The sequence below is a fragment of the Streptomyces sp. NPDC040405 genome (genome assembly GCF_055595765.1).
Map to the genome: position 1 here is coordinate 1 of NZ_JBVIVI010000018.1, position 23,432 is coordinate 23,432.

24 protein-coding genes are annotated in these 23,432 nt (G+C 65.5%); 16 read left to right on the top strand and 8 right to left on the bottom strand.

Features of this window, described 5'->3' with window-relative positions:
* Window positions 1–285: 285 nt before the first annotated feature.
* The 4 genes from ACZ59A_RS40880 to ACZ59A_RS40895 all read right to left on the bottom strand — a co-directional run bounded on the left by ACZ59A_RS40880 (window position 286) and on the right by ACZ59A_RS40895 (window position 3,609).
* Window positions 286–1,746 (bottom strand): UvrD-helicase domain-containing protein, encoded by a 1,461-nt coding sequence (locus ACZ59A_RS40880; RefSeq protein WP_470969865.1) that lies wholly within the window; start codon window positions 1,744–1,746, stop codon window positions 286–288.
* 77 nt (window positions 1,747–1,823) lie between these two features.
* Complete coding sequence (locus tag ACZ59A_RS40885) at window positions 1,824–2,297, bottom strand: hypothetical protein (RefSeq protein WP_470969868.1); 474 nt, start codon at window positions 2,295–2,297, stop codon at window positions 1,824–1,826.
* Window positions 2,294–3,184, bottom strand: a complete 891-nt coding sequence (locus tag ACZ59A_RS40890; protein WP_470969871.1) for a DUF6083 domain-containing protein — start codon at window positions 3,182–3,184, stop codon at window positions 2,294–2,296. Before ACZ59A_RS40890 ends, ACZ59A_RS40885 begins: the two co-directional genes overlap by 4 nt.
* 161 nt (window positions 3,185–3,345) lie before the next feature.
* Window positions 3,346–3,609 carry a helix-turn-helix transcriptional regulator gene (locus ACZ59A_RS40895; protein WP_470969874.1) on the bottom strand — a complete coding sequence of 88 codons (264 nt, stop codon included), beginning with the start codon at window positions 3,607–3,609 and terminating at the stop codon, window positions 3,346–3,348.
* Between the two features lie 717 nt (window positions 3,610–4,326).
* On the opposite strand from ACZ59A_RS40895, the gene ACZ59A_RS40900 reads away from it, so the two are divergent.
* Window positions 4,327–4,788 (top strand): hypothetical protein, encoded by a 462-nt coding sequence (locus ACZ59A_RS40900; protein ID WP_470969877.1) that lies wholly within the window; start codon window positions 4,327–4,329, stop codon window positions 4,786–4,788.
* Between the two features lie 290 nt (window positions 4,789–5,078).
* Window positions 5,079–5,570 carry a hypothetical protein gene (locus ACZ59A_RS40905; protein WP_470969880.1) on the top strand — a complete coding sequence of 164 codons (492 nt, stop codon included), beginning with the start codon at window positions 5,079–5,081 and terminating at the stop codon, window positions 5,568–5,570.
* Window positions 5,571–5,635: 65 nt separating this feature from the next.
* Here the strand turns inward: ACZ59A_RS40905 and ACZ59A_RS40910 are convergent, their stop codons facing one another.
* Window positions 5,636–6,376 (bottom strand): phosphotransferase, encoded by a 741-nt coding sequence (locus tag ACZ59A_RS40910; RefSeq protein ID WP_470969883.1) that lies wholly within the window; start codon window positions 6,374–6,376, stop codon window positions 5,636–5,638.
* Between the two features lie 203 nt (window positions 6,377–6,579).
* Window positions 6,580–7,350, bottom strand: coding sequence for a transposase family protein (locus ACZ59A_RS40915; protein WP_470969885.1), 771 nt, complete (start codon window positions 7,348–7,350; stop codon window positions 6,580–6,582).
* Between the two features lie 106 nt (window positions 7,351–7,456).
* Between ACZ59A_RS40915 and ACZ59A_RS40920 the strand changes: the two genes are divergently transcribed.
* Window positions 7,457–8,520, top strand: a protein-coding gene (locus tag ACZ59A_RS40920) for an IS630 family transposase (protein WP_470969888.1) whose coding sequence is annotated in 2 segments (ribosomal slippage) — window positions 7,457–7,900 and window positions 7,903–8,520 — 1,062 coding nt in all. Because the reading frame shifts where the segments join, the coding sequence is not laid out codon by codon here.
* A 311-nt stretch (window positions 8,521–8,831) separates the two neighbouring features.
* Here the strand turns inward: ACZ59A_RS40920 and ACZ59A_RS40925 are convergent.
* Entirely contained in the window at window positions 8,832–9,029 is a 198-nt protein-coding gene (locus ACZ59A_RS40925) for a hypothetical protein (RefSeq protein ID WP_470969891.1), read from the bottom strand.
* 259 nt (window positions 9,030–9,288) lie between these two features.
* On the opposite strand from ACZ59A_RS40925, the gene ACZ59A_RS40930 reads away from it, so the two are divergent.
* From ACZ59A_RS40930 to ACZ59A_RS40990, 13 genes are read left to right on the top strand one after another with little or no spacing between them, the layout of a single operon-like run.
* Window positions 9,289–10,599 carry a hypothetical protein gene (locus tag ACZ59A_RS40930; protein ID WP_470969894.1) on the top strand — a complete coding sequence of 437 codons (1,311 nt, stop codon included), beginning with the start codon at window positions 9,289–9,291 and terminating at the stop codon, window positions 10,597–10,599.
* 59 nt (window positions 10,600–10,658) lie between these two features.
* A complete protein-coding gene (locus ACZ59A_RS40935; RefSeq protein ID WP_470969897.1) occupies window positions 10,659–11,189 on the top strand; it encodes a hypothetical protein in 531 nt (176 codons plus the stop codon).
* Window positions 11,186–12,379, top strand: a complete 1,194-nt coding sequence (locus ACZ59A_RS40940; RefSeq protein WP_470969899.1) for a YcaO-like family protein — start codon at window positions 11,186–11,188, stop codon at window positions 12,377–12,379. Before ACZ59A_RS40935 ends, ACZ59A_RS40940 begins: the two co-directional genes overlap by 4 nt.
* A gap of 12 nt (window positions 12,380–12,391) precedes the next feature.
* On the top strand, window positions 12,392–13,165 hold the full coding sequence (locus ACZ59A_RS40945; protein WP_470969902.1) for a SagB/ThcOx family dehydrogenase: 774 nt from the start codon (window positions 12,392–12,394) through the stop codon (window positions 13,163–13,165).
* A gap of 1 nt (window position 13,166) precedes the next feature.
* A complete protein-coding gene (locus ACZ59A_RS40950) occupies window positions 13,167–14,219 on the top strand; it encodes a JmjC domain-containing protein (protein WP_470969905.1) in 1,053 nt (350 codons plus the stop codon).
* 10 nt (window positions 14,220–14,229) lie between these two features.
* Complete coding sequence (locus ACZ59A_RS40955; RefSeq protein WP_470969908.1) at window positions 14,230–15,330, top strand: insulinase family protein; 1,101 nt, start codon at window positions 14,230–14,232, stop codon at window positions 15,328–15,330.
* A complete protein-coding gene (locus ACZ59A_RS40960; protein WP_470969910.1) occupies window positions 15,331–15,903 on the top strand; it encodes a hypothetical protein in 573 nt (190 codons plus the stop codon).
* Window positions 15,903–17,135, top strand: a complete 1,233-nt coding sequence (locus tag ACZ59A_RS40965; protein WP_470969912.1) for an MFS transporter — start codon at window positions 15,903–15,905, stop codon at window positions 17,133–17,135. Before ACZ59A_RS40960 ends, ACZ59A_RS40965 begins: the two co-directional genes overlap by 1 nt.
* Window positions 17,132–18,607, top strand: a complete 1,476-nt coding sequence (locus tag ACZ59A_RS40970; protein WP_470969915.1) for an ANL family adenylate-forming protein — start codon at window positions 17,132–17,134, stop codon at window positions 18,605–18,607. Before ACZ59A_RS40965 ends, ACZ59A_RS40970 begins: the two co-directional genes overlap by 4 nt.
* On the top strand, window positions 18,585–19,070 hold the full coding sequence (locus tag ACZ59A_RS40975; RefSeq protein ID WP_470969918.1) for an acyl carrier protein: 486 nt from the start codon (window positions 18,585–18,587) through the stop codon (window positions 19,068–19,070). Before ACZ59A_RS40970 ends, ACZ59A_RS40975 begins: the two co-directional genes overlap by 23 nt.
* A complete protein-coding gene (locus ACZ59A_RS40980; protein ID WP_470969921.1) occupies window positions 19,067–20,491 on the top strand; it encodes an AMP-binding protein in 1,425 nt (474 codons plus the stop codon). Before ACZ59A_RS40975 ends, ACZ59A_RS40980 begins: the two co-directional genes overlap by 4 nt.
* Window positions 20,492–21,919: a condensation domain-containing protein gene (locus tag ACZ59A_RS40985; protein WP_470969923.1), complete on the top strand. Its 1,428-nt coding sequence runs from the start codon at window positions 20,492–20,494 to the stop codon at window positions 21,917–21,919.
* 45 nt (window positions 21,920–21,964) lie between these two features.
* Window positions 21,965–22,960, top strand: coding sequence for a serine hydrolase domain-containing protein (locus tag ACZ59A_RS40990; protein WP_470969926.1), 996 nt, complete (start codon window positions 21,965–21,967; stop codon window positions 22,958–22,960).
* Between the two features lie 263 nt (window positions 22,961–23,223).
* Here the strand turns inward: ACZ59A_RS40990 and ACZ59A_RS40995 are convergent, their stop codons facing one another.
* Window positions 23,224–23,406, bottom strand: coding sequence for a hypothetical protein (locus ACZ59A_RS40995; protein WP_470969929.1), 183 nt, complete (start codon window positions 23,404–23,406; stop codon window positions 23,224–23,226).
* Between the last annotated feature and the right edge of the window lie 26 nt (window positions 23,407–23,432).

The following is a 23,432-nucleotide window of genomic DNA, read 5'->3' on the forward strand; positions in this document are numbered from 1 at the left end:
GCCAGCACCAAGCCCGCGTCAGTCACTACAAACGCCGCAGACACAGCCCCTGAAACCTGCCCAGCACTCAGAACAAGCACCGTTGCAGTACTAAGCGGGTACTGGCGTCCGCCCTGGAGGGCGAGCTCACTGATCACCTGGGGCACGAGACCGGCCGGCGGGCCGAGAGCGGCCGGGAGATCCCTCGGCAGCCGCGTCTGTCTGGCCATCGCCTGTCAGCCCGCTGGAGATCCGGCCAGTGGGCTGGCACCGGCGGACGGACTGCTGGCCGCCTTCGTGGTGAGTTCATCCGCCGTCTGCCTGCTGAGTGGCAGTCCGCGCCAGGCTGCCGAGGTCGAGGCGGTGGCGGGCCCGGGTGACGGCGACGTAGGCGAGACGGGCGTCCGTGTCGCTCACTTCAGGGCTCTGGCCAGCCGCGCTGGCGGCGGGATCGGTGTCCTTGGGCTGGGGGAAGTCGTTGCCGACCCTGACCGTCGGCCATTCGCGGCCTTTGGCCTTGTGGGCGGTGGAGACGGTGACGTCGGCATGCGCCTCCTCGGTGAGCTGCGACACGGCGGCGAGGATGGCGTCGGGGCCGTGGGTGTCGACGAGGTCGACGAAGGGCTGAAGGTCCTTGCCGGCCGGGTCGTAGGCGGCGTAGTCCTGCAGGTCGCCCCAGGTCGCGAACAGCTCCAGTTCGGGATGGTGGGTGCGGCGGCCTTCTTTCAAGCCGCGTGCTGCGGAGGCGAGTTGTGCCAGTTGCTGGCCTCCTCGGGTGAGGGCGACGCGGTGTCCTTCATCGAGCAGGCGCATGACCTCGGTCATCGCGCCGATGTTGGTCCGGCACAGCACGGCGTCGGGGTGCTCGACGCTGCTGAGCTCCGCGCGAATGGTAGTGGTTCCCGTCAGGCGGATGGGGGCGCCGGCGAGCGCGAGCCACCGGTTGGCCTCATCGGCGATCTGTGGCCCGAAACGGAACGAGCGGGTGAGGGTCAGCTGCTCGGCGTCGAAGCCGGTCATCACGTCGGTGGCGCCCCGCCAGCCGTAGATGGCCTGGGCCGAGTCTCCGACCATGACGAGCTGGGCGTGCTCCCGCTGTGCGGTGAACACCTGTTCCAGAACGGGGTTGGTGTCCTGGGCCTCGTCGAGGAAGAGGAAGTCGGCTTCGATCTTCGGGCCGGTCAGGGCCCACATTTTGAGGTAGTGGTCGTGCTCGAAGCGGACGACGCCGTGGTCGGGGCGCTGCAGGTCTGCCCAGGCCTTGGCTGCGAAGGGGAGCACGGTTTCGGCGAACTGTCGGTGGCCGGCGGGAGCGTCGAGGCCGCGCAGGGGTGGGACATGGTGACGGGCCAGGGTGGTGTCGGCGGAGTGGCAGAAGCGGGTGACGGTGCGCAGCACGTTGTGGGACAGGGTTCTCTGACTGATTTCGTGGTCGGCGATCCGCACGGGGTGCAGGATGCCGAGGGCCCGGCCGGTCATCCAGGCCGGCTGGCGCGGGGACTTGAGTCGGTCGGCGTAGCGGTGGCCGAGCGCGGCGAAGGCGGTGGAGTGGGCGGTGCGGCAGCGCACTGTGGAGGGGAAACGGGCAGCGGCGTCCTCGGCGATGGCCTTGTTGAAGGCCAGGTAGCGGCCACGTCGTTTGGTGCCGGCGGCGAGCAGGCACAGGGTGCTGGTCTTCCCGGTTCCGGCACCGGCCTGCAGCGCGAGGTGCCGGCCGGCACGGAAGGTGTCCGACGCGTGGAGCTGTTCGGGGGTGGGGGTGTGCAACAAGGGCTCCGTTTGGTGGGAACGGCCAGGCCGAGGCGCATGTGGCGTCTGCGGCTGGCAGGGGAACGCCAGCGGGTTCATTCGGGCGGACGTGTCTGGAGGAGGCACTCTGCCGCGCCGGCCAGGATTTCTTCCGGGGTGTGGCCGGTGAGCAGGCTCCGCAGCTGCGTTTCGAGGCGATGGCGCCGGTGGCGTTGCTCGCATGTGAGGTGAGCCGTGATCCGCTCGCCCAGAATGTCTCGGGGCCGTCGCCCGGTGGCGGCGGCCTCCTGGCGGATCCGCGCGTCGGCGCCGCGGCCAAGGACGACGTTGAGCAGGACGCGGCCGTGGCGGTCGGGGTAGTGCGTACTGAGCACGTCGATGGGCAGGAGCGAATCCAGCCGGTGTCGCAGCCGGTGCAGGGCCCTGCCCGGGCTCTTGCCGCTCTGCAGCGCCATCAGCCGCGTACGGTCGCAGTTCACGGCGAACCTCACGCGGCGGCTGGCCTCGTGGAGTTCCCTGTCGTAGGCGGGCCGGGTCAGGGAGATCTCGACCGCGAAGTGACGCCTCACGGCCGGGGCCGCCGTGAGGTGTGAGCTCCGTGGCCGGGACGGCGCCCACGGGTGGGCAGGCGGGTGTGGATGTGCTCGTGGTGACGGAGCGGGTCGAAGGTCTCCCAGTCGGCCGCGGCGAGATCACCGGCCGTGGAGGCAACGGCGTGCTGCGGGCACCGCTGGGCGCGCCAGCGCAGCTGCTCCTGATACGGCAGTGCGGACAGGCTGTAGAGCGCCATGACGTCGGCGGGCAGGGCGAGTTGGCCGTGTGCTGCAGTGACCGGGACCAGAGCCCAGGTGCCGCCTGGAGCGTCGGAGGCGAGCAGCGTGGCGGTGCAGCGGTGCCGGCGCCGCGTCTGGGCGACACACTGGATCTCGTCGACGGGTCGGGACGCCAGGTAGCGCACATACAGCAGCTGCACGATGGGTCTGGCCGGGCGGCAGACATCCCCACCCAGGCGCGGGCCGTCCGGTGGCGGGGGCGCGGACGGGGTGAAGACCCCGGTGTCGAGCAGCCTGCGCGTACGCAGGGCGAGAGAGCGCCGCAGCCCGTACAGCTCGGGCGCGTCCGGCGACGGCGGACGCGCGGGGCACAGCACGGCGTGAGGCAGGCGGCACCAGGTGCTCCCGTCGCCCGAGGGATGAGCGACGCCAGAGCTGACATGCCAGCGGCAGGACTCCGGCACCCGGGCTGCGGGCACCTCGTGCGGATGCAGCCGCACCCGGCGCTCGTTGCTGCGCGCGTACCACTCGACCGGATTGCCGCACTCGCGGCACCGCGCAGTCTGTCCACAGCGCAGCAGTCGGCTGACGCCCTCCGGGTCGACGCGGAGGGCCCTGCGCGACGCGGAGCTTGTACGGCTGCCGTCCCAGCGCCGTGCAGAGGGATGAGGAGAAGAGCACATGCGGGCGAAGCTTCCAGCCAACACGCCGCACCCGCAGCACCCGGCCCGTCGGATCCCCCGGACAGCCCACAATGTCGCTACACCAGTGCGGACCGATGACCGTACGTTCGATGCGGCACTGCCGGTTCGGGTGATTCGCCGCAGCCGCCGCGCACCCTTGATCAGCCGTCAGCGACCCCGGGCAGCTCATGCCCACGGCAGAGGGTGGCGAAGAGCTCGTCGAGCCGGGTGTCGAATGCGTGGGCGAGAGCGTGCAACGTCTTCAGCGTGCCGACGGTGCGCCCCTGCTCGATCTCGATCACAGTGCGCCTGGCCAGGCCACTGCGGGCCGCGAGCTCGTCGTAGCTCCACCCCCGGACGGCCCGCAGACGCGCCAGCTCCAGCCGTAGCGCGTCGAGGTCCGGATCGGGCGGCAAGATCGTCACCCAACCATCCGACGGTGCAGCCCCCTGCCCTGTCAGTGCAGACCTCTGCCCTATTTCTCCCGGTCGCCCCTGCGGCAGGAGGGCAGAGATCTGCACTACGGTGACGCCCGCCCGCCACAGGCGAGGAAGGGCCGACGCGCAAACAGGAAGGAGGAGCGCTTGTTCACGCGACTGCGCACCGAATGCTCTGCGCCGCCGCGCGCCTGGACAGTGGAGCTGCAATCCCAGTCCGGCCGACTGGTCCTGACATGCCAGCAATGCCCCCAGACCAGACGGCAGGTCACCGCGGCCTCCGCCCGATCGGTGGCGTTGGCCCACCTCGCCCGGCACGCCCGCGGCGACCTAAGAGCCCCCCATCTGCGGACGTGTCACTGCCATGAACGCGGCTGCCACTGGCACCGCCGCCACCGCGGGTGCGACGGGCCCATCCACCTGCTCCTGGCCTGTGAAGGCGGCGGCCGGGTATGGCGCCTGGTCGACGCCTGCAGCGCCTGCGCCGCCGCAACAGCCCAGGCCGCCGTCGTCCCCGACACCGTGCCGGCCAGCCCCCTCCGCCCTCCCTCCGCACGGCCGCGCCGCCCCCGGCCGGCCAGGGGGCCAGGCGAGCGCGTACGCGTGGGCTGGATCCTCAGCTACCTGGCTGCGGCCGTGCCCGAGGGTGTGTCCGCCGAAGCAAGGCTCCTCGCCCTACAGTGCGCCCTGCGCATGAACACACAGATGAGAGTCACATTCCCCGCGGGCATGCTGCGCAGCCTTCGCATCGACGCAGCACCAGCCTGCCGCGAGCTGGAGCGGGCACGGTGGCTGAGCATCGACGACGAGCCCGAAGGGGCCGGAATCAGCGCGCAACTGCTCGACGCCTCCCTGCTCACCCAGCCACCCGCCCGTCCCGACCGAAGGCGCGCCGCCGACTGGGCGCTGCGCACAGGGTGCCCGGCACGGATCGGAGTGGCAGAGCCACGGCTGCAGCTCCTCGGCACCTCCCTCACCGCCCACAGCGATCCGTCCTCGGGAGACGGACGGCACGAAGGCGATCGGATCCTGCGTGACTGCGGTATGCCCGGTCATGAACTACCCAGTGCGATGAGCCGCCTGACGGACAGCGGCGTTCTGGAAGCGTGGCAGATCTGCCCCGACTCAGGCGACCTGCACTGGACTCTCACACCGGGACAACGATGAGATCGGGCCGAGGACCTGGGGGGTTGAGACTGGTGGGCTCGCATGTTGAGGTGTCGCGTACTCCGGTGGCTTCCAGCTTTCGTCACAGCGAGTCGTAGTCGGGGTTCTGTCGCTGGGCGGGCGACTTCGGCGAAATCGCGGCCTGAGTGTGCCTTGTTCTTGTATAGCTCCGGCCAACGGACACGCAGCGCCCAGCGTGGGGCACGGAAAGCGACCCACCTTCTATAACCCTAGGAATCCAAGTATTTCCAAGCATTGCTAGGAGAGGCTAGGGTAGCTAACCTGACGGCATGACAGACAGTGCGACCACCAACCGCTGTTACTGCGGCTGCCAGACCGCCATCGGCTACGGACGTACCTTCGCCGCCGGTCATGACAAGATCGCCGAAGCCGCCTACCTCGCCGTCCACCACAACGGCTCCGTCGCCGAACTCCTTAAGAGCCAGGGCTACGGCCCCGACAACCCCGTCACCGACGCAGCCGTCGAAGCGGGCGCTTGGAAGAAGTGCGACCACTGCGACTACAAGGGCGCCCCTGAAAGCATCCGCAACCACATGGCCAAGGTGCAGAAGGCTGAGAACACCCAGCGAGAGTCCCTGGAGAAGTCTGTTCGCACGCTCGGCGGAACCTGGGACCCGAGCCGCGGAATGCAGACCCTGCGAGACGCTGGCTACCACCCCTCCGAGAAGTACATCCGAGAGGTGTACCGACGGCTGTCGGACAGTGGCCTGCTGGAGAAGGTGGATGAGCACCGGGCCATCTACTTCGTCGTCGAGAAGTAGGGCCAGCAAGTTGGCCCTGTGCTCGTGAAGCTCCGGCCAGGGGACGTGCCCCCGTGGCCGGAGCTTCACGAGCACAGGGCCGGGACGGCCCGGACGCCGTGCGGGATGTGTGCGAGGCGGGCGCCTGACGGCCGTGCTACGGAGTGCCGTCGATGCCGGATGCCGTGGCGTTCGGAGTGCCGACCTTCCGCCGGGGCATCGAGCACGTCTGCCGGCCGTGCCCCGTAGGCGACGCAAAGGGCTTCGAGGCGGTTCCGAAGGATGTGCTCACCGACGATCGACACTCTTCGCTGCTGCTCGACGGGACGCAGCGGCACGGCATACCAGGCCAGTTGCGCAAGGTCGTCGAGGGCGTGGCCGGGCGCTGCGAAGTCCCAGTCGATGAAACCGGCCAGGTGGTCGCCGTTCCAGATGGAGTTCCACGGACCGAGGTCTCCATGCCTGATGATCATGCCGGGACTCCAGGCGTCCTCCTGGCCCTGCCATCGTGCGTCGGCCGGCGGCTGGAAGTCCCGGACAGCGTCGTGGTATTCACGCAGCCAGCACCCCAGTTCGCTGATTCCGAGGGTCGATCGCAGAGCCGACGGCCAAGGCGAGAACGCGGGTTCGCCGTGCACCAGAGACAGCACCTCATCGGTGCCGTCAGTGCCAAGGGCCCGCGGAGCCCGAGTGAAGCCCACCGTTTCCAGGTGGGTCAACAAGGCGTGTACCGCGGACGTCCACTCGCCGACGGGCCGGCGGATCGTCTCTCCGACCCGCCGCACCGTGGTCACGCTGCCCTTGTCCGTAGCACCATCCGCGATCATCGGCTCAGCGTAGCCCTGCCGCCCACATCATCGTCGTGGATATCGGCGCCCACGACAGTCAGCGCGACACGTCTATGACAGGCACCAACCAGACCGTTGAGGTCGCACTCCCCACGGATGCTGCCAGTTACGGGACAGCCTTTAAAGGGTGTTGCAGAAGGCTGCGTTTGGGCAGGTCAGAGCCCGCGACCACAGTCTTCTGGTCATGATGTGAGTGCGAGGTTGTGCATGTGGGCAACGGCCTGGACGGCGTGGTGGAGGCCGTCGCCGTGCTGTCGGCAGTCGCGGAGGATCTTGTAGTTCTTCAGTCGGCCGATCACATGCTCCACCCGGGCACGCACCTTGCGGTGGGCGGCATTGTCGGCTTCCTCGCCCGCCAGCAGGGGCCGGCGCGGGCGTTTACGGTGCGGCACGACCATCCCGCAGTTCAGGTAGGCGCCGTCACCCAGGACGGTCACGTCATGGCAGTGCTCGGCGAGGCCGGACGCGCGCCAGGCGTGGGCGTCCGCCGTGGTGCCCGGCGCGGGTCGCGCGGCCGCGATCACCAGCCGTGAGTTCGCGTCCACGATGACCTGCACGTTCGCCGAGAAGCGGTAGTTGCGGCTGGACGCGCCGACCTTGCGGTCACGGACCGGGACCAGCGTGCCGTCCACGATCCACAACCGGTCCGCGGCGTCGGCCGGACGCGAGACGGGCTCCAGGGCCAGCAACGGTCCAAGACGTTGGATCACCCGGCACACGGTGGACGAGGACACTCCGAACAGCGGTCCCAGTTGCCGCATGGTCAGGTTCGTCCGGTAATACACCGCGACCAGCAGCACCCGCTCGGCCAGCGGCAGGCTCCACGGGCGACCCTGCATGGTGCCGTTGCCACCCCGCTCCCGCACTGCCCTGAGCAACCGCGAAAACTGCGTCAACCGCAGCCCCGTGAACGTCTCCACCCACACCCGTTCAGCACTCAACACCCCAGCCATACAAGGGAAATGCCCAGCTCGCAGCCTTCTGCAACACCCTTTACTGACCTTCAATGCGTGTGTCGTGAGAGCTGACAGCTGGTGATCCCAGCGGTATGCCGTCTTCATGAGGTACGCGCAGGGTGGCGGCCTGACCGCCGAGCGTCGGGCGTTTCGGGAGCGACTTCGGACAGAAGCGGCCGAGCGGTTCGCGCGCGGCGACGACACCGGCGTCGTTGCTCATGACCTGCGGGTCACCGTCCGCTCGGTGCAGCGCTGGCGGAGAGCCTGGGCCGAGGGTGGGACGCGGGCTCTTGCGTCGAGGGGACCGGCGTCCCTGCCGCTCCTGCGCGATGACCTGTTCGCGGTCCTGGAAAGGGAGTTGGACAAGGGCGCAGTCGCGCACGGCTGGCCCGACCAGACCTGGACTCTGGCACGGATCAAGACCCTGATCGGGCGCCGGTTCCACATGAGCTACACGATCCAGGGCGTCGCGGCCCTGCTCAAACGGCACGGCTGGACCTGCCAGCTTCCCGCCCGCCGGGCCCTGGAACGCGATGAGACAGCGGTGGCCGGCTGGGTGAAGGAGACCTGGCCGCACGTGGAAGGACCGCGGCGGCGCTCGACGCCTGGCTCGTCTTCGAGGACGAGGCCGGCTTCTCGATGACGCCGCCCACCCGCCACACCTGGTCCCGCCGCGGCCGCACTCCCGTCGTGCGCGTACGGGGCCGCTCCCGCCGACGATTATCCGTCGCCGCCCTGGCCTGCTACAAACCCGGCGAACGCTCCCGGCTGATCTACCGGCCCTGCCCGGATGCCCGGCCCGACGGACGCAAGAGCTTCTCCTGGAAGGACTACCGCGACTTGATCCAGACCGCGCACCAGCAGCTCGGCGGCCCGATCGTGCTGGTCTGGGACAACCTGAACACCCATCTGACGGCCGGAATGCGCCGCTACATTGCCGAACGGGACTGGCTCACCGTCTGCCAACTCCCGCCCTACGCACCCGACCTCAACCCGGTCGAAGGCATCTGGTCGGTACTGCGGCGCACCACCACGGCAAACCGCGCCTTCGCAGACCCGCACGACCTGATCACCGCCGTCCGGCGCGGCTTACGCCAGCTCCAATACCGCCACGACGTCCTCGACGGCTGCCTCACCGGAACCGGATTGGCACCCGCCTCACCATGACGACATCACCCATTCAAGGTCAGTAGGTGTGCAGATATCAGCCCCGCTTAGCGAACAGATCACGCCAGACCCCTCCTAGCCAAGAGGATCGAGCAGTCTTCGACGTGTCGAAAATTTCGAAATGTTTAATCGCTGTGATGCCTGACAGTGGATGTCAGCAGTGCGGTCTTCCTCAGGGAAGACCGTGGCACGTGAAACCACCCGCGGTCGGCAAAGTTTTCGTAAGGTTGCTATCCGGCCACGTGGCGATAAATCGAAGCGCTTCGACATGCCTGTTGACTTTCACGCTTGGGTTTTGTGATCGTGAGGCGTCACCACTCGTACTGGCAACCAAGAAGGGTTGACCTAGCAATGATGCGTGAACGAGCGATGGTTCCGGCGTCCAGCGACAACGGGCGGGCACGGGCGATGGTTCCGGCGTCCAGCGACAACGGGCGGGCACGGGCGATGGTTCCGGCGTCCAGCGACAACGGGCGTGCACGGGCGATGGTTCCGGCGTCCAGCGACAACGGGCGCTAGTTTCCGCCCTGAATCGCGGAACATGCCAGGAATCTTGGGTCATTTCCCTCGCTTCCGGTAAGTGTGCGGTCTGAATAGCCTGGCCAGGCAGAATTGAGCGCGTGTGGTTTCGGTTCCGGTATCTCGGTATCGAAACCACACGTGTCCATGCCATGGCAGTAAGAAGTCGTCTACGGCAGTCGCATCACCGATCGCGAGGACGCTGTGTGGCCCGATGGTAAGAACTTTGGCGAGGCGCTCAATGACTGGATGGACGGCGTGTCAGATGTCCTTGACGTGCCTGAAGCGCTGGTCGAGGAATCGGCAGCCGCTTCCGCCGATTTCCTGCTCTGCGCGCTGATCAGCCGGGTTCAGGCAGGTGAGGATGGCCAGGGTGCCAACTGTGGTGCCGATGCCGACAATACCGCGAACGCTCCAATCTGGTGGACGGGAAAGACGGCCACCATCGAACACGCGGCCTCGACGAACCTCGCCGCCGGCATAGCCGCCGATTTCGACTCGGTTCACTATTTGGCGGGAGGGCACCTTGCGGCGTTCCTGACGCCGTCGCTGTTCGGTCAGCCTGATATCTTCATGGGTGACATGCTGCGCATTCAAGCAGTAGCTACCGAATTCGGTGTGCGTCTAGGGCAGGCAGTCAAGGATCAGGTGCGTGCCAACGCATTTCATGTCACGCCGATCATCGGGGGGCTGAGTGCTGTGTACGCATTGGCCAGCAGGAACAGACTTCCTGTGGAACGCATCAGATGGTGCCTGCGCCTATACCTCTCGACATACAGGTCCGACTATCAACTCCTGGGCAGTGACGGACGTATGTATCAGATGGGTCAGGCCATGAAGCAAGCGCACGGAGTGGTGACAGAAGGCGGTGTGCACACCAAGATCGATCGACGTGCCGCCAATGAATGGTGGCAACCATTTTCCGCCATGGGCGTGTCGACGAATTCTCAACCAAAGAAATCGGAAGAGTGGCTCTCCCGTTCAAGGGTCACCACTCTGAAGTCCGCGCCGTGCTGCGCATACTTCTTCGAAACATTAGCTGCTGTCGCAGCCCTCCGGAGAGAAGTTCCTGGTGACACATTGCGGCAGCTCCACGTATATGTCCCGCGGTACGTCCTCGCCGCACATCGTGGTTCGACCGATGCCACCTGGCTGGACCCGTTCGACCTCGTGCACAACATCGCCATCTGTTGGGTGCTGGGAAGGGAGTCCTGGACTCCATTGGCTGAACGGCCGATCGGCGTCGTGGAACGGGCCGCGAAGCTGATCACGCTGCATGAAGTGTCTGATCGGACATCGGCGGCACTGACGGCGGTGATGAGTGACGGAGTTGTGACGAGTAGCGCTGAAACGATCCCAAAGAGGAACGACCGAGAACGCTCATATCCGGCACTGCAACGAAAGGCCGAGATCGTTACCGGACTCCTCAACGGGGAATGGCGACGCTGGGCAGTTGCGGATGATCCACGACAACTGTTGCGCCAACTCCTCGATGCGTGCGGCGAGGACGTCTACGAGCAGACAAGTGGAGTGCGTATGAGCGTTGGAGGCTTCCAGTGACGTTTCCCCCGGTTGAAGTGTCGAGCGTTCACGTTCTGGCGTCTCAGGAGTTCACGTCCGTGTCGGCGGAGTTGAAAGCGCTGCTGTCCGACGACGAGGAGCGCAACTCCGTACGCGAGGGTGGAACTGCGGCGCAGGCACTGTGCGTGGAGGTCGTGAGCGTCGGCGGAATCGACGATCTGCTGCCCAGAGCCCTCGACTGGACTCGACGCGGCGGCCTTCACCTGCCAGTCGTCGTCGGTGCGCAGCACACATTCGTGGGACCGCTCACCAGTCCGGGCTACGCCGCTTGCATCCAGTGCGCCGGCTACCGCGGTCGCTTTGACTCGACGACACCACCTGCCGTGGCGGACGGGCATGGAAGTCCGCCCGATGTCTCCGCGCTCACCGTGAAGCTGATTTCCGTCACGGTGGCACAGGAGATCGACAGAGTGGTACATGCCGCGAACACCCTGCCCATGACCCTGGGCGGCTTGATCCGCATCGACCATGTCACGGGGACCGTGGGCATCGAGAGGGTCGGCCAGGTCGACGGCTGCGAGGTGTGCTCGTCGCTGATCGAGTTCGCCTTCCAAGGGGCGCTGGGATGACCAGAATCCATGAACTGTCGCAGCACATACGTCAGCTGGAAGAACTGCTCCTCGACGAGAGCGGCCAGGTGTCGACTCTGCAGCCCCTTGACGACTTCTACAACGACGAGCCTCGAGGGCAGGGCTGGGTTGCACAATTACCGCCCAATGCGCACTTGCCGCTGGGTTCGGCCCATAATCCGCGAGCCACCGGAGGGCGGGGGCGAGGGGAACTGGCCCGGTTGAAAGCCTTGATGGAGGCAGCTGAGCGCATCTGCCTCAGCACGGTACCCAAGGAAAGTCTCCGGTACGGTTCGGCATCGGAGCTCGACAACTGCATCGCTGCCGAGGCGTTTCCGACACCTTGGCGCGATTCTCCGGTATGGCGGATGCCTGTTCACTGGTGTGCAGCCACCAAGATCGGCTCACCGTCATCGGCGCCCGTCCTGATTCCGGCCCAACTCGTCTACTGCCCGTTCAGGGAAACCGATGAGCGCGCGATGCTCTGGGACCCGAGCAGCAACGGTGCTGCCGCCGGCTTCTCTGTCGAAGACGCGGTGGTGCGCGCGACGCGGGAGGCATTCGAACGTCACGCCATCATGCTCTCCCACTACTTGCGCCTGGGGGGCCGGGAAGTCGACTGGAGTGACCTGGCCCTTGAGCCGGGCCCCATGGCCATGGCGATGGAGGCCACGGCGCTGGGGCTGCGGATACGGGTGGCATGCCTGGTCGAGACACCCTTCCCCGTGGTCGTCTGCCGTGTGGTCGATCCGACCGGCAGGTTTCCGGCGCTCACCACCGGCAGCGCCTGCAGCGCTTCGCTTGGGGAAGCCGTAGGCGGTGCGATGAGTGAGGCACTGTACGCCCGCAGGCAGGCTCGGGATTTCCTGACGAACATCGCGGCTGTTGACGCGAGGGACCTGGAGACGATCGAGGACCGTGTCGTCTACTGGGGTCAACCGCAGGCCATGGAGAGACTTGATTACCTTTTCGGTAGCTCCATGCCGCTTGAAGGTACGTACACGAACGGCTTCTTGGACCAGGGGTATGTGGCGGATATCACGACGCCGTTGTTCGTCAAAGCTGGAATTTCGGTTGTGAAGGTGGTCTACCCGCAGCTTCAGCCCCTCTTCTTCGCCGAGAGCGAGAAGCTGATTCTTGGCGATCCGGACGCGAGTCTGATTTCCTCCGAACCGCACCCCTATGCCTGACGGGAAATGAATATGAGCGCGCACAAGGGTGCGGTTGATTCGGCACTCGGCTTTCATCGGACGACCTACGCAGACGCTGCGATGCTCTCCGACTGGGCGATGCTTCCCGTCGACCAGTGGCCCGATGAGTGGTTCACGTACAACGAAAAGAATTTCCCACGCCTTGAGAGCGTGCAGCTCCAGGTGCCGGAGGCTCCGCCTTCCGGTCTCGGCAGTGAATGGCTGGCCCGCCGGGCCAGCAGTCGTACCGCACTCGACGAGATGTCTCTTGCTGCCCTCTCCCAGGTGCTCTGGTACACGACACACTCCGATCCGCCGGATGACCACGCTCCCGGCAGTTGGCATCGTCCGTATCCGTCCGCCGGCGGGCGCCTCGGCTGCGAGTTCTACATCATCGCGCGAACCGTCGACGGCCTGCCGTCGGGCGTCTACAGCTACGGTGTGGCCCGCCATGAACTGAGTCGGCTGCGTCCCGCTGCGACCGAGTCCTTGCTGCGCTTCATCTTCGGCGATGGGTGGGTGACGGGGACCTGCGCGCTCCTGGTCGTCACACTGTCGATGGACAGGCTCGAGACGAAGTACGGCGACCGCGGGTACCGCTACGGGTTGATCGAGACCGGTGCCGCCGCACAGACGGTCTCCCTCGTGGCCGGTGCCGCATCGATCGGGTCCTGCGTCCTCGGCGGGTTCGCGGACGTTCCGTTGGGTCAACTTCTTTTGTGCACCCCGGAATCGGAGGTGCCGGTGGCAACCATCGCCTTCAGTCTCATGGAGGAGGAGCGCTGAGATGCTCGTAACGGACGACCACGTCGAACCCGTTCTGGGCGTCGGCAAGACAGAACTGTCCCGCGTGAAGGGGCGTAAGTGGCTTCACCGGAGCGCCGCCCTGCAGCCCTACGGCACGTACTCGTGGAACGACTTGAACACGTCCTTGCAGTACGGCAATCTCGGCCCGGACCAGGTTCGGCTCGTCGGCGGTGAGGTGTCGGTCGACGAGCTGTTCCTCAGGGGGGTCGCGGGTGGTTCGCGCACCTTCCTACGGATTATCCCCGAGGCGGTGCACCGATCCCTGGCGACCGGCGGGACGCTTGTGATCGACCAGCTTGACTTGATCAACCCCTGGGCCGATCAGGTGTCCCGTGCTCTGTCCGGCATCTTCACCACACGCGTCCAGGCCAATCTCTACGCATCACTGCGTGGAGCACCCGGATTCGGTGCGCATCAGGACACCCATGACGTCTTCGTGGTCCAGGGCAGCGGGAAGAAGCACTGGACCTTGGGAACCGGGGCCGAGACCACCCAACTGACCATGGTCGCCGGTGACGTGCTGTACCTACCCGAGGGCACGAGCCATGACGTCGCCACCGGCACTGAAGGGTCGTTGCACATCACTTTCGCCATCCCGCGACCCAATGTGCAGGAACTGCTGTCGTGGACGATCGGCAATGCACATGACCGCGGTCTGCTGGCAGCCATCGACGAAGGCGATCCCGGCGCCACGGCCACGGCACTTGCCGAGCGGACGCACAAGATCACTGACACCGAGGTGAGCGCCTTCCTCGAAGAAGGTCTGAGCAGGGGTGTGGCACCGACGTACGTCAACCTTCCCCATGTGGTCCGTGAGGCAGAACCAAGCGGGAAGGCCACGCTCTTCGCCCGCCGTTCCTTCGTGAACGTCCTGCCCGACGGCGAGGACGAGCACGCACGGGTGCTGGCCTGTCTCAGCGCGACCGACGAGATGGCCGTGCAGGACCTGTTCTCTGTGAGCGGTGTGAGCAAGCCGCTCGAAGTGGTCCGCGAACTCGCGCAGCGGGGCCTGATCCGCCTGTCGGAGCGTTGAGGTGCACAGGATGCGGGAGGTGGCTCCGGGGTTGGGTTGGTACGACCACGACGGTGGCATCGGCGCGCTCGCGCTGACGTTTCCCGTCGGCTTTCACACCGAGGGAGCCGACCGTCCCGGTCTCGCTCACTTCACCGAGCACATGGTCATGGCGCCGAGGGGCGGGGCCGCGTATCCGTACGCCCAGCTCGAGGAACACGGTTGCCTACTGGAGGCGCAGACCAGACGGGACCATCTCACCGTCACCGTCAGTGGACCGCAAGGGCACCTGCTGCGCGCTGCCGAGACCATGGTCGCTCACCTCACCGACCTGCGCCGTCCGAGCACCGCTGCCCTTCAGCAGGCGGAGATCATCCACAACGAAGTGCTGGAGAAGACCGGGCTCGCTCCCTGGTCGGATCGATGGCGTTGGTGTATTCCCACGCCCGACGGGGGGATCGGCGTGGACCACGATCCCGTCGTCGCCCCGGCGCTCGCGGGGCTGGCGGTCTACGAGGAGGCATGGAAAGAGTTCGCCGCGCAGAACATCCGTCTCGAGCGGTGCACCGCCGCAGTGGTCGCCGACTCGGCGCTGGTTGCTCCTGAGCACGTGGAATCGCTGCTGGGTTCCAGGACGCCGCCTGAGGCCCGTGATGTTTCGCGCCCCGACATTGCCTCCAAGACGATGCACGACGAAATCGTCCTTCCTATGGAAGCGAACGACCTTGCCGGGCAGAGCGCCGCGTTGACAGCCGCCAAGCTGGCGGCGAGAGAGGCTGCCGCGGTTCAACGCCAAGCCGGTGCGGCCGTGCGGTACGGCCTTTTCGACGAATGGTTCAGTGAGAACGCTCCGACGACTGTCACCGTGCCCCTCCCCTCCGACCTTGACTTCGGTGCGCTCGAGCGCCGGCTCGACAGGCTTCGAGAGACCGTGGTCGAGCCGAGCGCTTTGAACTGGGCTCGCGAGCAACTACGGGAGGAGTGGGCCGCGCGCCTCAAGTCCCCCTCGGCATGCGCGCGGTCGATGGCATGGATGCTGTCAGGCGGACGACTGGGCGCCCCCTTTGCGCGACTTGACTCCCGTCTTGTCGAACACAGCGCATCCGCGGCCGCCATGCTGAGGAGGGCCTAGATGCCCAAGCCCATGACACGTGTGAACCGCTGGGGCATGAGCATGGACCTGGTCCGGCGGCCCTCGCATTTCTCTGCCACCGCGTCCGTGCAAGTCGCCTCCCCCGAAGACGTGCTGTCGTGGCTGTGTCTGTGCGAGTGCTTCGCGGGTGGCTTCTCAAGTCCCTTGATGCGCGCGGGTCGGCTCAACGGCACGCTGTTCCGTGTTCACCTGGCGCTGCTCCCCGGTATGCCCGGGGACGGCGTCCTGGCGTTGACGTTCACCTCGTCCGCTCAGTCCGAGCCGACGAGCCTGGTGAGTGTCGATCGGGCGCTCGGCACCATTCTGGAGGCCGGCGAGGTGACGCTCGCGCAATGGCAAAGCGCCGCGCTTCGCCTGCGGACGCGCCTGGACACCAGTGATCGTCTGCCGCGCCGTTCGCTGTGGCACCGGTCCCCGTACGATGCCCGCCTCGTCGATCCGTTGTCGTGGGCGGCTCGCACGCGTCCTGATCCCGAGCTCTACGAGCACCCCCTGGCCGTGCTGACGCACGAACTGTCGGCATATCGAGCTGACGTGCAGGGGGGTCGGTGATGCATTCCTCCGTCAAGAAGGAGGCGCCGAGCCCCGTCAAGGTGCTGCGCAGGACCAGCACGGCGTCAAGCCTGGAAGACGGTGCCTTCGCCCTGATCCTGCCGGTGCTCGCGGAGCAGTCCACAGGGAAGTACGGTGTGGCGGCGGTCTTCGTGGCGGTGACGGCACCCTGGACACTGGCATCACTCCCGATCGGATATCTTGCCGACCACATGTCGCGCACGCGGCTACTGCGGATCGTGGCCGTCGTGCGCGCGGGGCTCGCGGCGCTGCTCGCCGCTCTGTACGTGCTCGGCAGTTCCGTGCCGGGGCTTGTGGCCGCCCTGGCTTTCGGATTGGGCAGCTGCGCCGTGGCTTCGGAGATCGCGCGCCAGTCACTCGTACCGCAGCTGGTGTCGAACCCGGACCGGCTCGTGTCCGCCAACACGGAGATCGCCAAGGTGTCCCAGCTGTACGGCGGCTTCGTCGGGCCGTTGGTGGGTGGCGGACTGCTCACCTGGAGCCAGTCGGGTGCCACGCTCGCTCTGGCGGCGTTCGCCCTGATCACTATGATCGTGACGTGGGGACTGCCGGAAACTCCTGCCCTGCGTGACGAACCCATGCGCGTACAGACCATGGTGTCCGTGGGGTTGGACGGATTCCGCCACATCTACCGCCAGCGCACACTCCTGACGCTGGCCGCTCTGAGTTTCACAGTCTCGGCCATCTGGTACGTCTGGCAGACGTCCTTCACGGCCTTCGCACTGGCCGACAACGGTTTGGGCGCCTCAGGTCTCGGCTACTCGGCTCTGCTCCTGGCCGGTACAGCGGGAGCGCTCGTCGGCAACCAACTGGTGCAGCCCCTGACGCGGACGTTTCCCTTGCGCGCGGTGCTGTCCATGAGTCTGGCCGTCTGGGTCATCTGGTTCGTCGTTCCCGCTCTGACATCGAGTTGGTACGCCATCATCGGCTGCCTGGTTCTGGGCGGCTCCGCCGGACTGCTGTGGAACACCGTCTCCATCACCGCTCGACAACTGGTCACCGAGGGGCACCTGTTGGGTCGGACGACCGCCGCATACCGCATGGTGACGCGCACGGGCCGGGTGATAGGGGCGGCCCTCGCGGGACTCATGATGACGCATACCTCCTGGCAACACATCTTCGCCATCTGTGCCGGTGCCGTCGCAGCCGTCGCCGTAGGAATCCTTGTCCTCTACCGCGACCGATCGCTGCTCGAGCCGGAAGCGCGGTGACCGGGTTGACCACTCGACGGAACCAACGCCGGCCGGTTGGCGAGTGGATGCCCGCCGCATCTCTCGTTCTCCACTCGTGCGACGGCAGCACGGAGTTCCTCGAACCGGACGACATGCGAGGACACCTGGCGCAGATCCGAGCGGAGCTGCGCCAGGAGGTGGCCTCCGACGAGTCCATCTGCCTCCTGCCCAACGGGCAAGCACCGTTCGCGCGCTTCCTGTTGGAGTTCCTCGCCGCCCTTGGACTGCCGAATCCTGTGGCTCTGCCAGACGATGACACCGATACGTCGATTGCTCGACTGGCACGCCTGGGCCTGACGGCTCGTGCACTCGGGCAGGAACGGCGGCCACACGACGAGGCCGCCCGGCGCGAGGCATTGCCGGGCCAGGCCCTGTTGCTCAAAACCGGGGGTACGAGCGGCCGGGTCCGTTACGCGGTGAACACCAGCATGCGCCGAACCCTGGGCCGGGATCGCCGGTTGAGCCTGGCGAGCGCGCTGGCGCTGAGGGACGGAACCCGTGTCTCCCTCGCTGGATCGATTCGTCACGCCGCTCCCCTGAGCATGCTGTTGGAGGCGTTGAACTATCGCACCGAGATCCACCTGTTCGAGAAGCCCGACCCCGCGCAGGTGTTGGGCCACGTCCGCAGGGATCGCGTCCAGTGGCTCGTCGCCACTCCTCTGCATCTGCGGATCATGCAACGCCAACTGCAGGACGGTCTCGGGACGTCGGACCTCAAGACCGTCGTCCACATGAGTGCGGCCTGCTCGATGCCGATCAAACGGTTCTGGCATTCCACACTCGGCCCCGAAAACGTGTACGAGGTGTTCGGGGCCTCCGAAGGAATAGGGACCACGGTGGCTCGTGGAGACGAATGGGAGGAGCGTCCCGGAACGGTCGGCAGGGGCTTCTACACCTCGGTGACCGTCATGGACTCCTCCGGCCGGCCGACGGTGCCCGGCGTACTGGGTGATGTCTACTTCAAGAGCGGAATGTCGGCGCGACCGCTGCACGTCGGACAACGAGACCTCGTCACCTGGACCAGCGACGGGCAAGTCAGTATCGGCGACCGCGGCAGGCTTGACACGGACGGCTACCTCTATCTCGAGCCGAGGCCCCAGCTGAGGATCACCGTCGGGGGGACCACCGTCCTGGCCACGGACATCGAGGAGGCACTGCTCGAAATCCCCGGGGTCCAGGACGCGGCCGCGGCGGCAGTCTCCAATCACGTGACGGGGCAGCGTGTCGTCTGTTTCGTGGTGCGTGACTCCCACGGGTCCACCGCCGGGCCGAACGAGTTGATTCCGGCGCTGCGACGGGTGCTGCCGCCCGCCGCCGTTCCTCGCAGAATCATCGAAGTCGACGCTGTTCCCCGGTCGCTGTCGGGCAAGGTCAACCGCACTCTGATCTCGGAAATGGCGCAGAAGCACTTCGCAAGGGAGAAGAACAGTGACCGTGCAAGCGATTCCTGATCATCCGCATTTCTCAGGGCTTTACCGGCGCACAGCGGACAGTGACTATGTCGTCGCGGTGGCACCTCGCTCCTTCATTTCCGTGCCTGAAGTGCGCGCCGTTTTAAGTGAGCTCCTCGCGACCCAGCCGCACCGAGTCGTCTTTACGGTTCTCCACTCGGGGGAGGGCCTGGAGGACGACGCGATCAGTGACGAGGCGGTTGCCACCAGGAAGTTCCACCGGATGCAGTCCCCCGAAGGGCCGGTGGAGTCGCAGTTGGCGGAGAGACTCCGTCTCACCCTGCCCGATGCCGCGGTACTCAGCATGACCGACGACATCAGGGACCTGGGTGGTGATTCGTTGCTCTGCCTTGAGTTGAGCGAGGCCGTCGCGGACATCTGGGAGGTCGAGATCGAGCCCGTGGACGTCTTCCGGGTCAACTCTCTGGCAGCCCTTGCCGCGAACATCGAGGCGGGACGATGACGTTCGCGGCTTTCGACCTGCTGGCCGAGGGCGCGGACGACGCCACGGCGCTTGTCGATGAGACGCAGATCCTCACCCGCAGGCGGGCACGGCAGATGGCCGATGACATCGCCCGATTCCTGGGTGATGACGCCAAGAAACTCGTGATGGTGGAGAACCCTCGCTCCTTGACGGGAGCTCTGGCCTACGCGGCCGCGTTACGTGCCGGCCATGCGGTGATGCTGATGGAAGCCGCGGGCTATGGTGACGCGCCGAGGTTGATCGAGCGACTCCGCCCCGATGTGCTCATGGGGCCCTCATGCGTCAGAGCGTCCGAACCTTCACCGCATTACCAGCGCCATGTGCGGAAAGTTCCGCACGGCGGGGTGGCTCGTTGGTCCATCGACGCTCACCCGGTCGCGGTCGCACAGGAATTGGCCTTGGTCGCACGTACCTCCGGCTCCACCTCCGAGGGCAAACTGGTACGGCTCTCGTACGACAACCTCGTGAGTAACGCCGAAAGTATCGTTGCAGCGACAGACATCCGCGGCTCGGACCTCGTCGCGACTTCACTGCGCTTGGACTACAGCTTCGGTCTATCCATGTTCCATTCCCATCTCGTGGCGGGTGCCACCGTGGGCCTGACCACGGCATCGCCGACCAGCGACCGCTTCTGGACGGACGTCGAACGCTGGGGTGCGACATCTACGGGGATGGTTCCGTCCACGGTGCGTTTCATCCTGCAGGATCCGGTCTCGAAGGGACGGTTGTCCGCGCTGCGATCGCTGCTGGTGGCCGGCGGCCCATTGCGGGCCGACTCGCTGCGACGGCTTCGCGAAGCGGTCGGTCCCGAGGGTTCCGTTTTCTACATGTACGGCCAGACCGAGGCGACCGCGCGGATGACTTGCCTGGATCCGGGGTTGGCTGCTGAGCACGAAGGAAGTGTCGGAGTTCCGATACCGGGCGGGCGGATCGAGATTCGCGGACCGGACGGATCCGAGGTCGCCCCCGGTCAGCGGGGCGAAGTGCACTACAGGGGGCCCAACGTCATGCTCGGCTATGCCGGGATACGTGATGATCTCGCACTGTCCGACGTCTGCAATGGGGAACTGCGGACGGGGGACATGGGTCGTCTGCAAGACGGCGTGTTGTACATCGAGGGCCGTTTCGATCGCCAGGTCAAAGTACTGGGTGAACGGGTCAATCTGGACGCGGTCGAGGCCGCAGCGGCATCTGCCCTCGGCGGGACCGCGGCAGCGGCCGTGTTCATGGAACCCGATCAAGTCCACCTTCATATCGAGGGAGGACCTGAGTCTCTGAAACGGCTGCGGGCCTGGGGACTGGCTGGTCTGGGAGTTCCAGCGGGATGTCTGAAACTGCGAACCGTGGAACATCTCCCGAGAACTCCTTCCGGCAAAGTGAGGTATCTCTTGCTGAGCTGAATGATGGCGACAAAGAGCACTGGAGTACGGCTCGACGGAAAATGGCCTTTGCTGAACCAGGGATTGGATACCGAGGAGGCGATGTCGGACATGAGTGAAATGACGACACTGGCGGTACGGGGCGAGCCGGGCGTTCTCCCTTTTACCTGGGGGCAGCGGTGGTGGTGGAACGAGTTTCCTCCCGAAAGCCCGGACCGGCGTAGAGGAAACATGATTTTCTCTCTTGATTTCCCGACCGGTAGGTCTCTCGCTGACGCCCTCGGGACGCTGGAAGGAATAGTCGGAAGATTCGACACCCTCCGGACTCGGTACGAATTAGGCGGAAAATCCAAACCGGTTCAGGTCGTTGAGCGTCAGGCGCAGATTCCCGTCTACCTCTACGCTACGCACGGTGATTCTCCGGAACTCCCGGATAGCATTGACAAGTCCATGCGTACGCATAATTTCGATCTTCATGGGCATCCGCCTGTCTGCATGGCCATCGGGCTGGGAATCCGAGGAGAGCCAGTGCGATTCCACGTGTTCCTCGACCACATCATCACTGACTTGGCGGGTGCAGTATATCTGAAGCGCTATTTTCGAAGTGTAATTTCCAGGGAAGGCGCCCCAGTTGGCGCGATACATCAGCCCGCCGATCAGGTGGCCCTAGAGTCTACGGACGCCAGGCGGAGGCGCAATGAAAAGGCTATTGATTATTGGAGATCCGAACTGGCAGCTCCATCTCCCGACGCATGGTTGTCCCATGTGGCCGAAGTGAGGAGTGGCAGTACCCTCGACTTTGCCAAGGTCGCCCTGGACTCTCCCTTCCTCGGTGCAGCTCTTCCGATGCTCGCAGAGCGCCATAAGGTTAGCGTCGGACATATTCTCTGCCATCTTGCCACCTTGACTTTCGAGGGCTTCGCAGAAATTCCACCCCTTTTCAATATGATTGTTTCGACTCGACGTTCGCAAGTGGAGCGGTCCGCCCTGGGGATGTACTCTCGATCCATCCCGATCATTACGAAATCGCGGGGGCGGATGGTAGGTGAGCGCATCGGCGAATCGGCACGGACAATGATGCGCGGACAGCTCTTTGCCGCGTGTGACCCCATGGATTTCGATGCCGTGTGCCGGGATTCAGGGTGGCCGGACAGGGCGATGATCGGAGTTTCTCTCAACGACGGATACAGTGCCACGACCAACCCGGAACAGCTCCGCGCGCGAAGCGATGACCTCGAATCCCTCCTGAAGTTCAGTAATTATGAATATCCGAGCTTCCGGGTTCATCAAAATGGGCGTGCGATCAAGATTGACTCCGGAAAGAGCCCGACAGGCATATTTCGCTTATCTCTCGAAGTGGATGCCAGAATATTTCCCGTCTCTGCTGCAGAGAGAGCTCTGAGTGAAACTGAAGAACGAGTGCTGACGTACCTCAAATCGAGCCTGTGAAGACACGGATTTCCTGTGTGGAAAGAGGGCCGGACCCCCGAGTCCGTGACGCGTATCCGTGTCCTGCTGAAGGAATGGGTCGACCGAAAGATCATCCTCGGCGCTCAGCTGTTCCTTATGGAAAATGGCGAGGGCCGTCACATCGTCGCAGGAGAAGCAGCTCCGGGGACGGACGTGACGCCGGACACCGCTGGACGCCTCTACTGTGCGAACAAGCCCGTGCTGGCTGTCAGTGCGGGCATCGCGGCGGAGGAGGGCCTCATTGGCCTGCGTACCCCGCTGTCGCACTATTTCGACGACTGCACCCCATCCATGGCGTTGGTCACTATTGCAGATTTACTCGGACACGCCGTCAGGCTTCCGCCCACCCTGTACAAAAACACTCCGTCACTGGACGAACGGGCTCGACGCATCGTTGCGTGTGCCGTTCCTCGACCCGGGGCCGCGCACTACAACGCGCAGACCACATCGGCGTTGCTCGGAGCGATTCTCGAGCGCGTGTACTCGATGTCCCTCGAACACGTCATAGCGGAGAAAATCGCTGGACCGCTTGCCCTGCGCGGCCTGTTCCTTGTGCCGCGCTCGGGCTGGCAATACGGCCCACTGCATCGCCGTGACGGGAGCACGCGTTTCGTCCCCGTCGAGGACGAGTCGCGAGGTTTGAACCCTGCAAACCCCGGCCAAGCCGGCGTATCGACGGCCGCGGCTATTGGCCTGGTGTACGCGGATCTCTTGAACTCCTTGAAAGGGCATGGGACTCTGCTGGCTCCGTCAACTGCCATGCTTTTGCTCGAAATCAGCCGTTCGATACAGCTCTACGACCTTGGTCCGCGCAGCTGGGGTCTTGGCTTTCAGCGTGACTTGCATGAGGGAATATTGGGGGCTGGGTGGAGTCGTGAAACTTTCGGTCATGTGGGTACCGCTCCGCGGCGCATCGTTGTTCTTCACGCAGCCGATCCGGTTGCAGGTCGTGTTCTGACGTTCAGGCTCTTCAGCACTGTCGAAGATCATCGGGTTCAGCAGCTGACGACGATGTCGTGATCATTGACCTTCTTCAGCGTTGCCGCTCCAGAGTGAGGATGGATTTGGCGATTGACGTCACGCGGTTCGGACTGCACCGGGAATCAGGGGCTTTTGAGGAGTGTCGAGGTGCGTAACTCGTCGGCTTTGCATGAGAAGTGACGGCTTGTCGTATGTCCACGGTCGGCACTGGGAACGAGCGCAGGCACGGCGCCGGTGATCATGTGGGTGTCGAATCCGTATGACCGCCGAGCGAGACCGTGCCTGCCAGGGCTGATGCGTTCTCAGGTTTCAAGATCGAGTAGTTGGAGTGCGTGGTCGGTTCGTGACCGGTAGTGGTCGGTGGCGGCGGCGATGTTGGTCCATCCGGCCTGGCGGATGAGGCCGATGGCGAGGTTGCGGAGAGTCGCCATGGCGCGGGGTGATGTGCCGGTGCGGACGCTGGAGGCGTCTTCGGCGAAGGTCACGTCCCGGACGTGGTGCAGGGCTTCCA

Excerpts from the sequence above, each read along its gene's own strand:
- ACZ59A_RS40890 (WP_470969871.1), bottom strand. The coding sequence starts at position 3,184 with ATGTGCTCTTCTCCTCATCCCTCTGCACGGCGCTGGGACGGCAGCCGT.
- ACZ59A_RS40900 (WP_470969877.1), top strand. The coding sequence starts at position 4,327 with ATGAGAGTCACATTCCCCGCGGGCATGCTGCGCAGCCTTCGCATCGAC.
- ACZ59A_RS40905 (WP_470969880.1), top strand. The coding sequence starts at position 5,079 with ATGACAGACAGTGCGACCACCAACCGCTGTTACTGCGGCTGCCAGACC.
- ACZ59A_RS40910 (WP_470969883.1), bottom strand. The coding sequence starts at position 6,376 with ATGATCGCGGATGGTGCTACGGACAAGGGCAGCGTGACCACGGTGCGG.
- ACZ59A_RS40915 (WP_470969885.1), bottom strand. The coding sequence starts at position 7,350 with ATGGCTGGGGTGTTGAGTGCTGAACGGGTGTGGGTGGAGACGTTCACG.
- ACZ59A_RS40930 (WP_470969894.1), top strand. The coding sequence starts at position 9,289 with ATGGACGGCGTGTCAGATGTCCTTGACGTGCCTGAAGCGCTGGTCGAG.
- ACZ59A_RS40940 (WP_470969899.1), top strand. The coding sequence starts at position 11,186 with ATGACCAGAATCCATGAACTGTCGCAGCACATACGTCAGCTGGAAGAA.
- ACZ59A_RS40945 (WP_470969902.1), top strand. The coding sequence starts at position 12,392 with ATGAGCGCGCACAAGGGTGCGGTTGATTCGGCACTCGGCTTTCATCGG.
- ACZ59A_RS40950 (WP_470969905.1), top strand. The coding sequence starts at position 13,167 with ATGCTCGTAACGGACGACCACGTCGAACCCGTTCTGGGCGTCGGCAAG.
- ACZ59A_RS40955 (WP_470969908.1), top strand. The coding sequence starts at position 14,230 with ATGCGGGAGGTGGCTCCGGGGTTGGGTTGGTACGACCACGACGGTGGC.
- ACZ59A_RS40960 (WP_470969910.1), top strand. The coding sequence starts at position 15,331 with ATGCCCAAGCCCATGACACGTGTGAACCGCTGGGGCATGAGCATGGAC.
- ACZ59A_RS40965 (WP_470969912.1), top strand. The coding sequence starts at position 15,903 with ATGCATTCCTCCGTCAAGAAGGAGGCGCCGAGCCCCGTCAAGGTGCTG.
- ACZ59A_RS40980 (WP_470969921.1), top strand. The coding sequence starts at position 19,067 with ATGACGTTCGCGGCTTTCGACCTGCTGGCCGAGGGCGCGGACGACGCC.
- ACZ59A_RS40985 (WP_470969923.1), top strand. The coding sequence starts at position 20,492 with ATGATGGCGACAAAGAGCACTGGAGTACGGCTCGACGGAAAATGGCCT.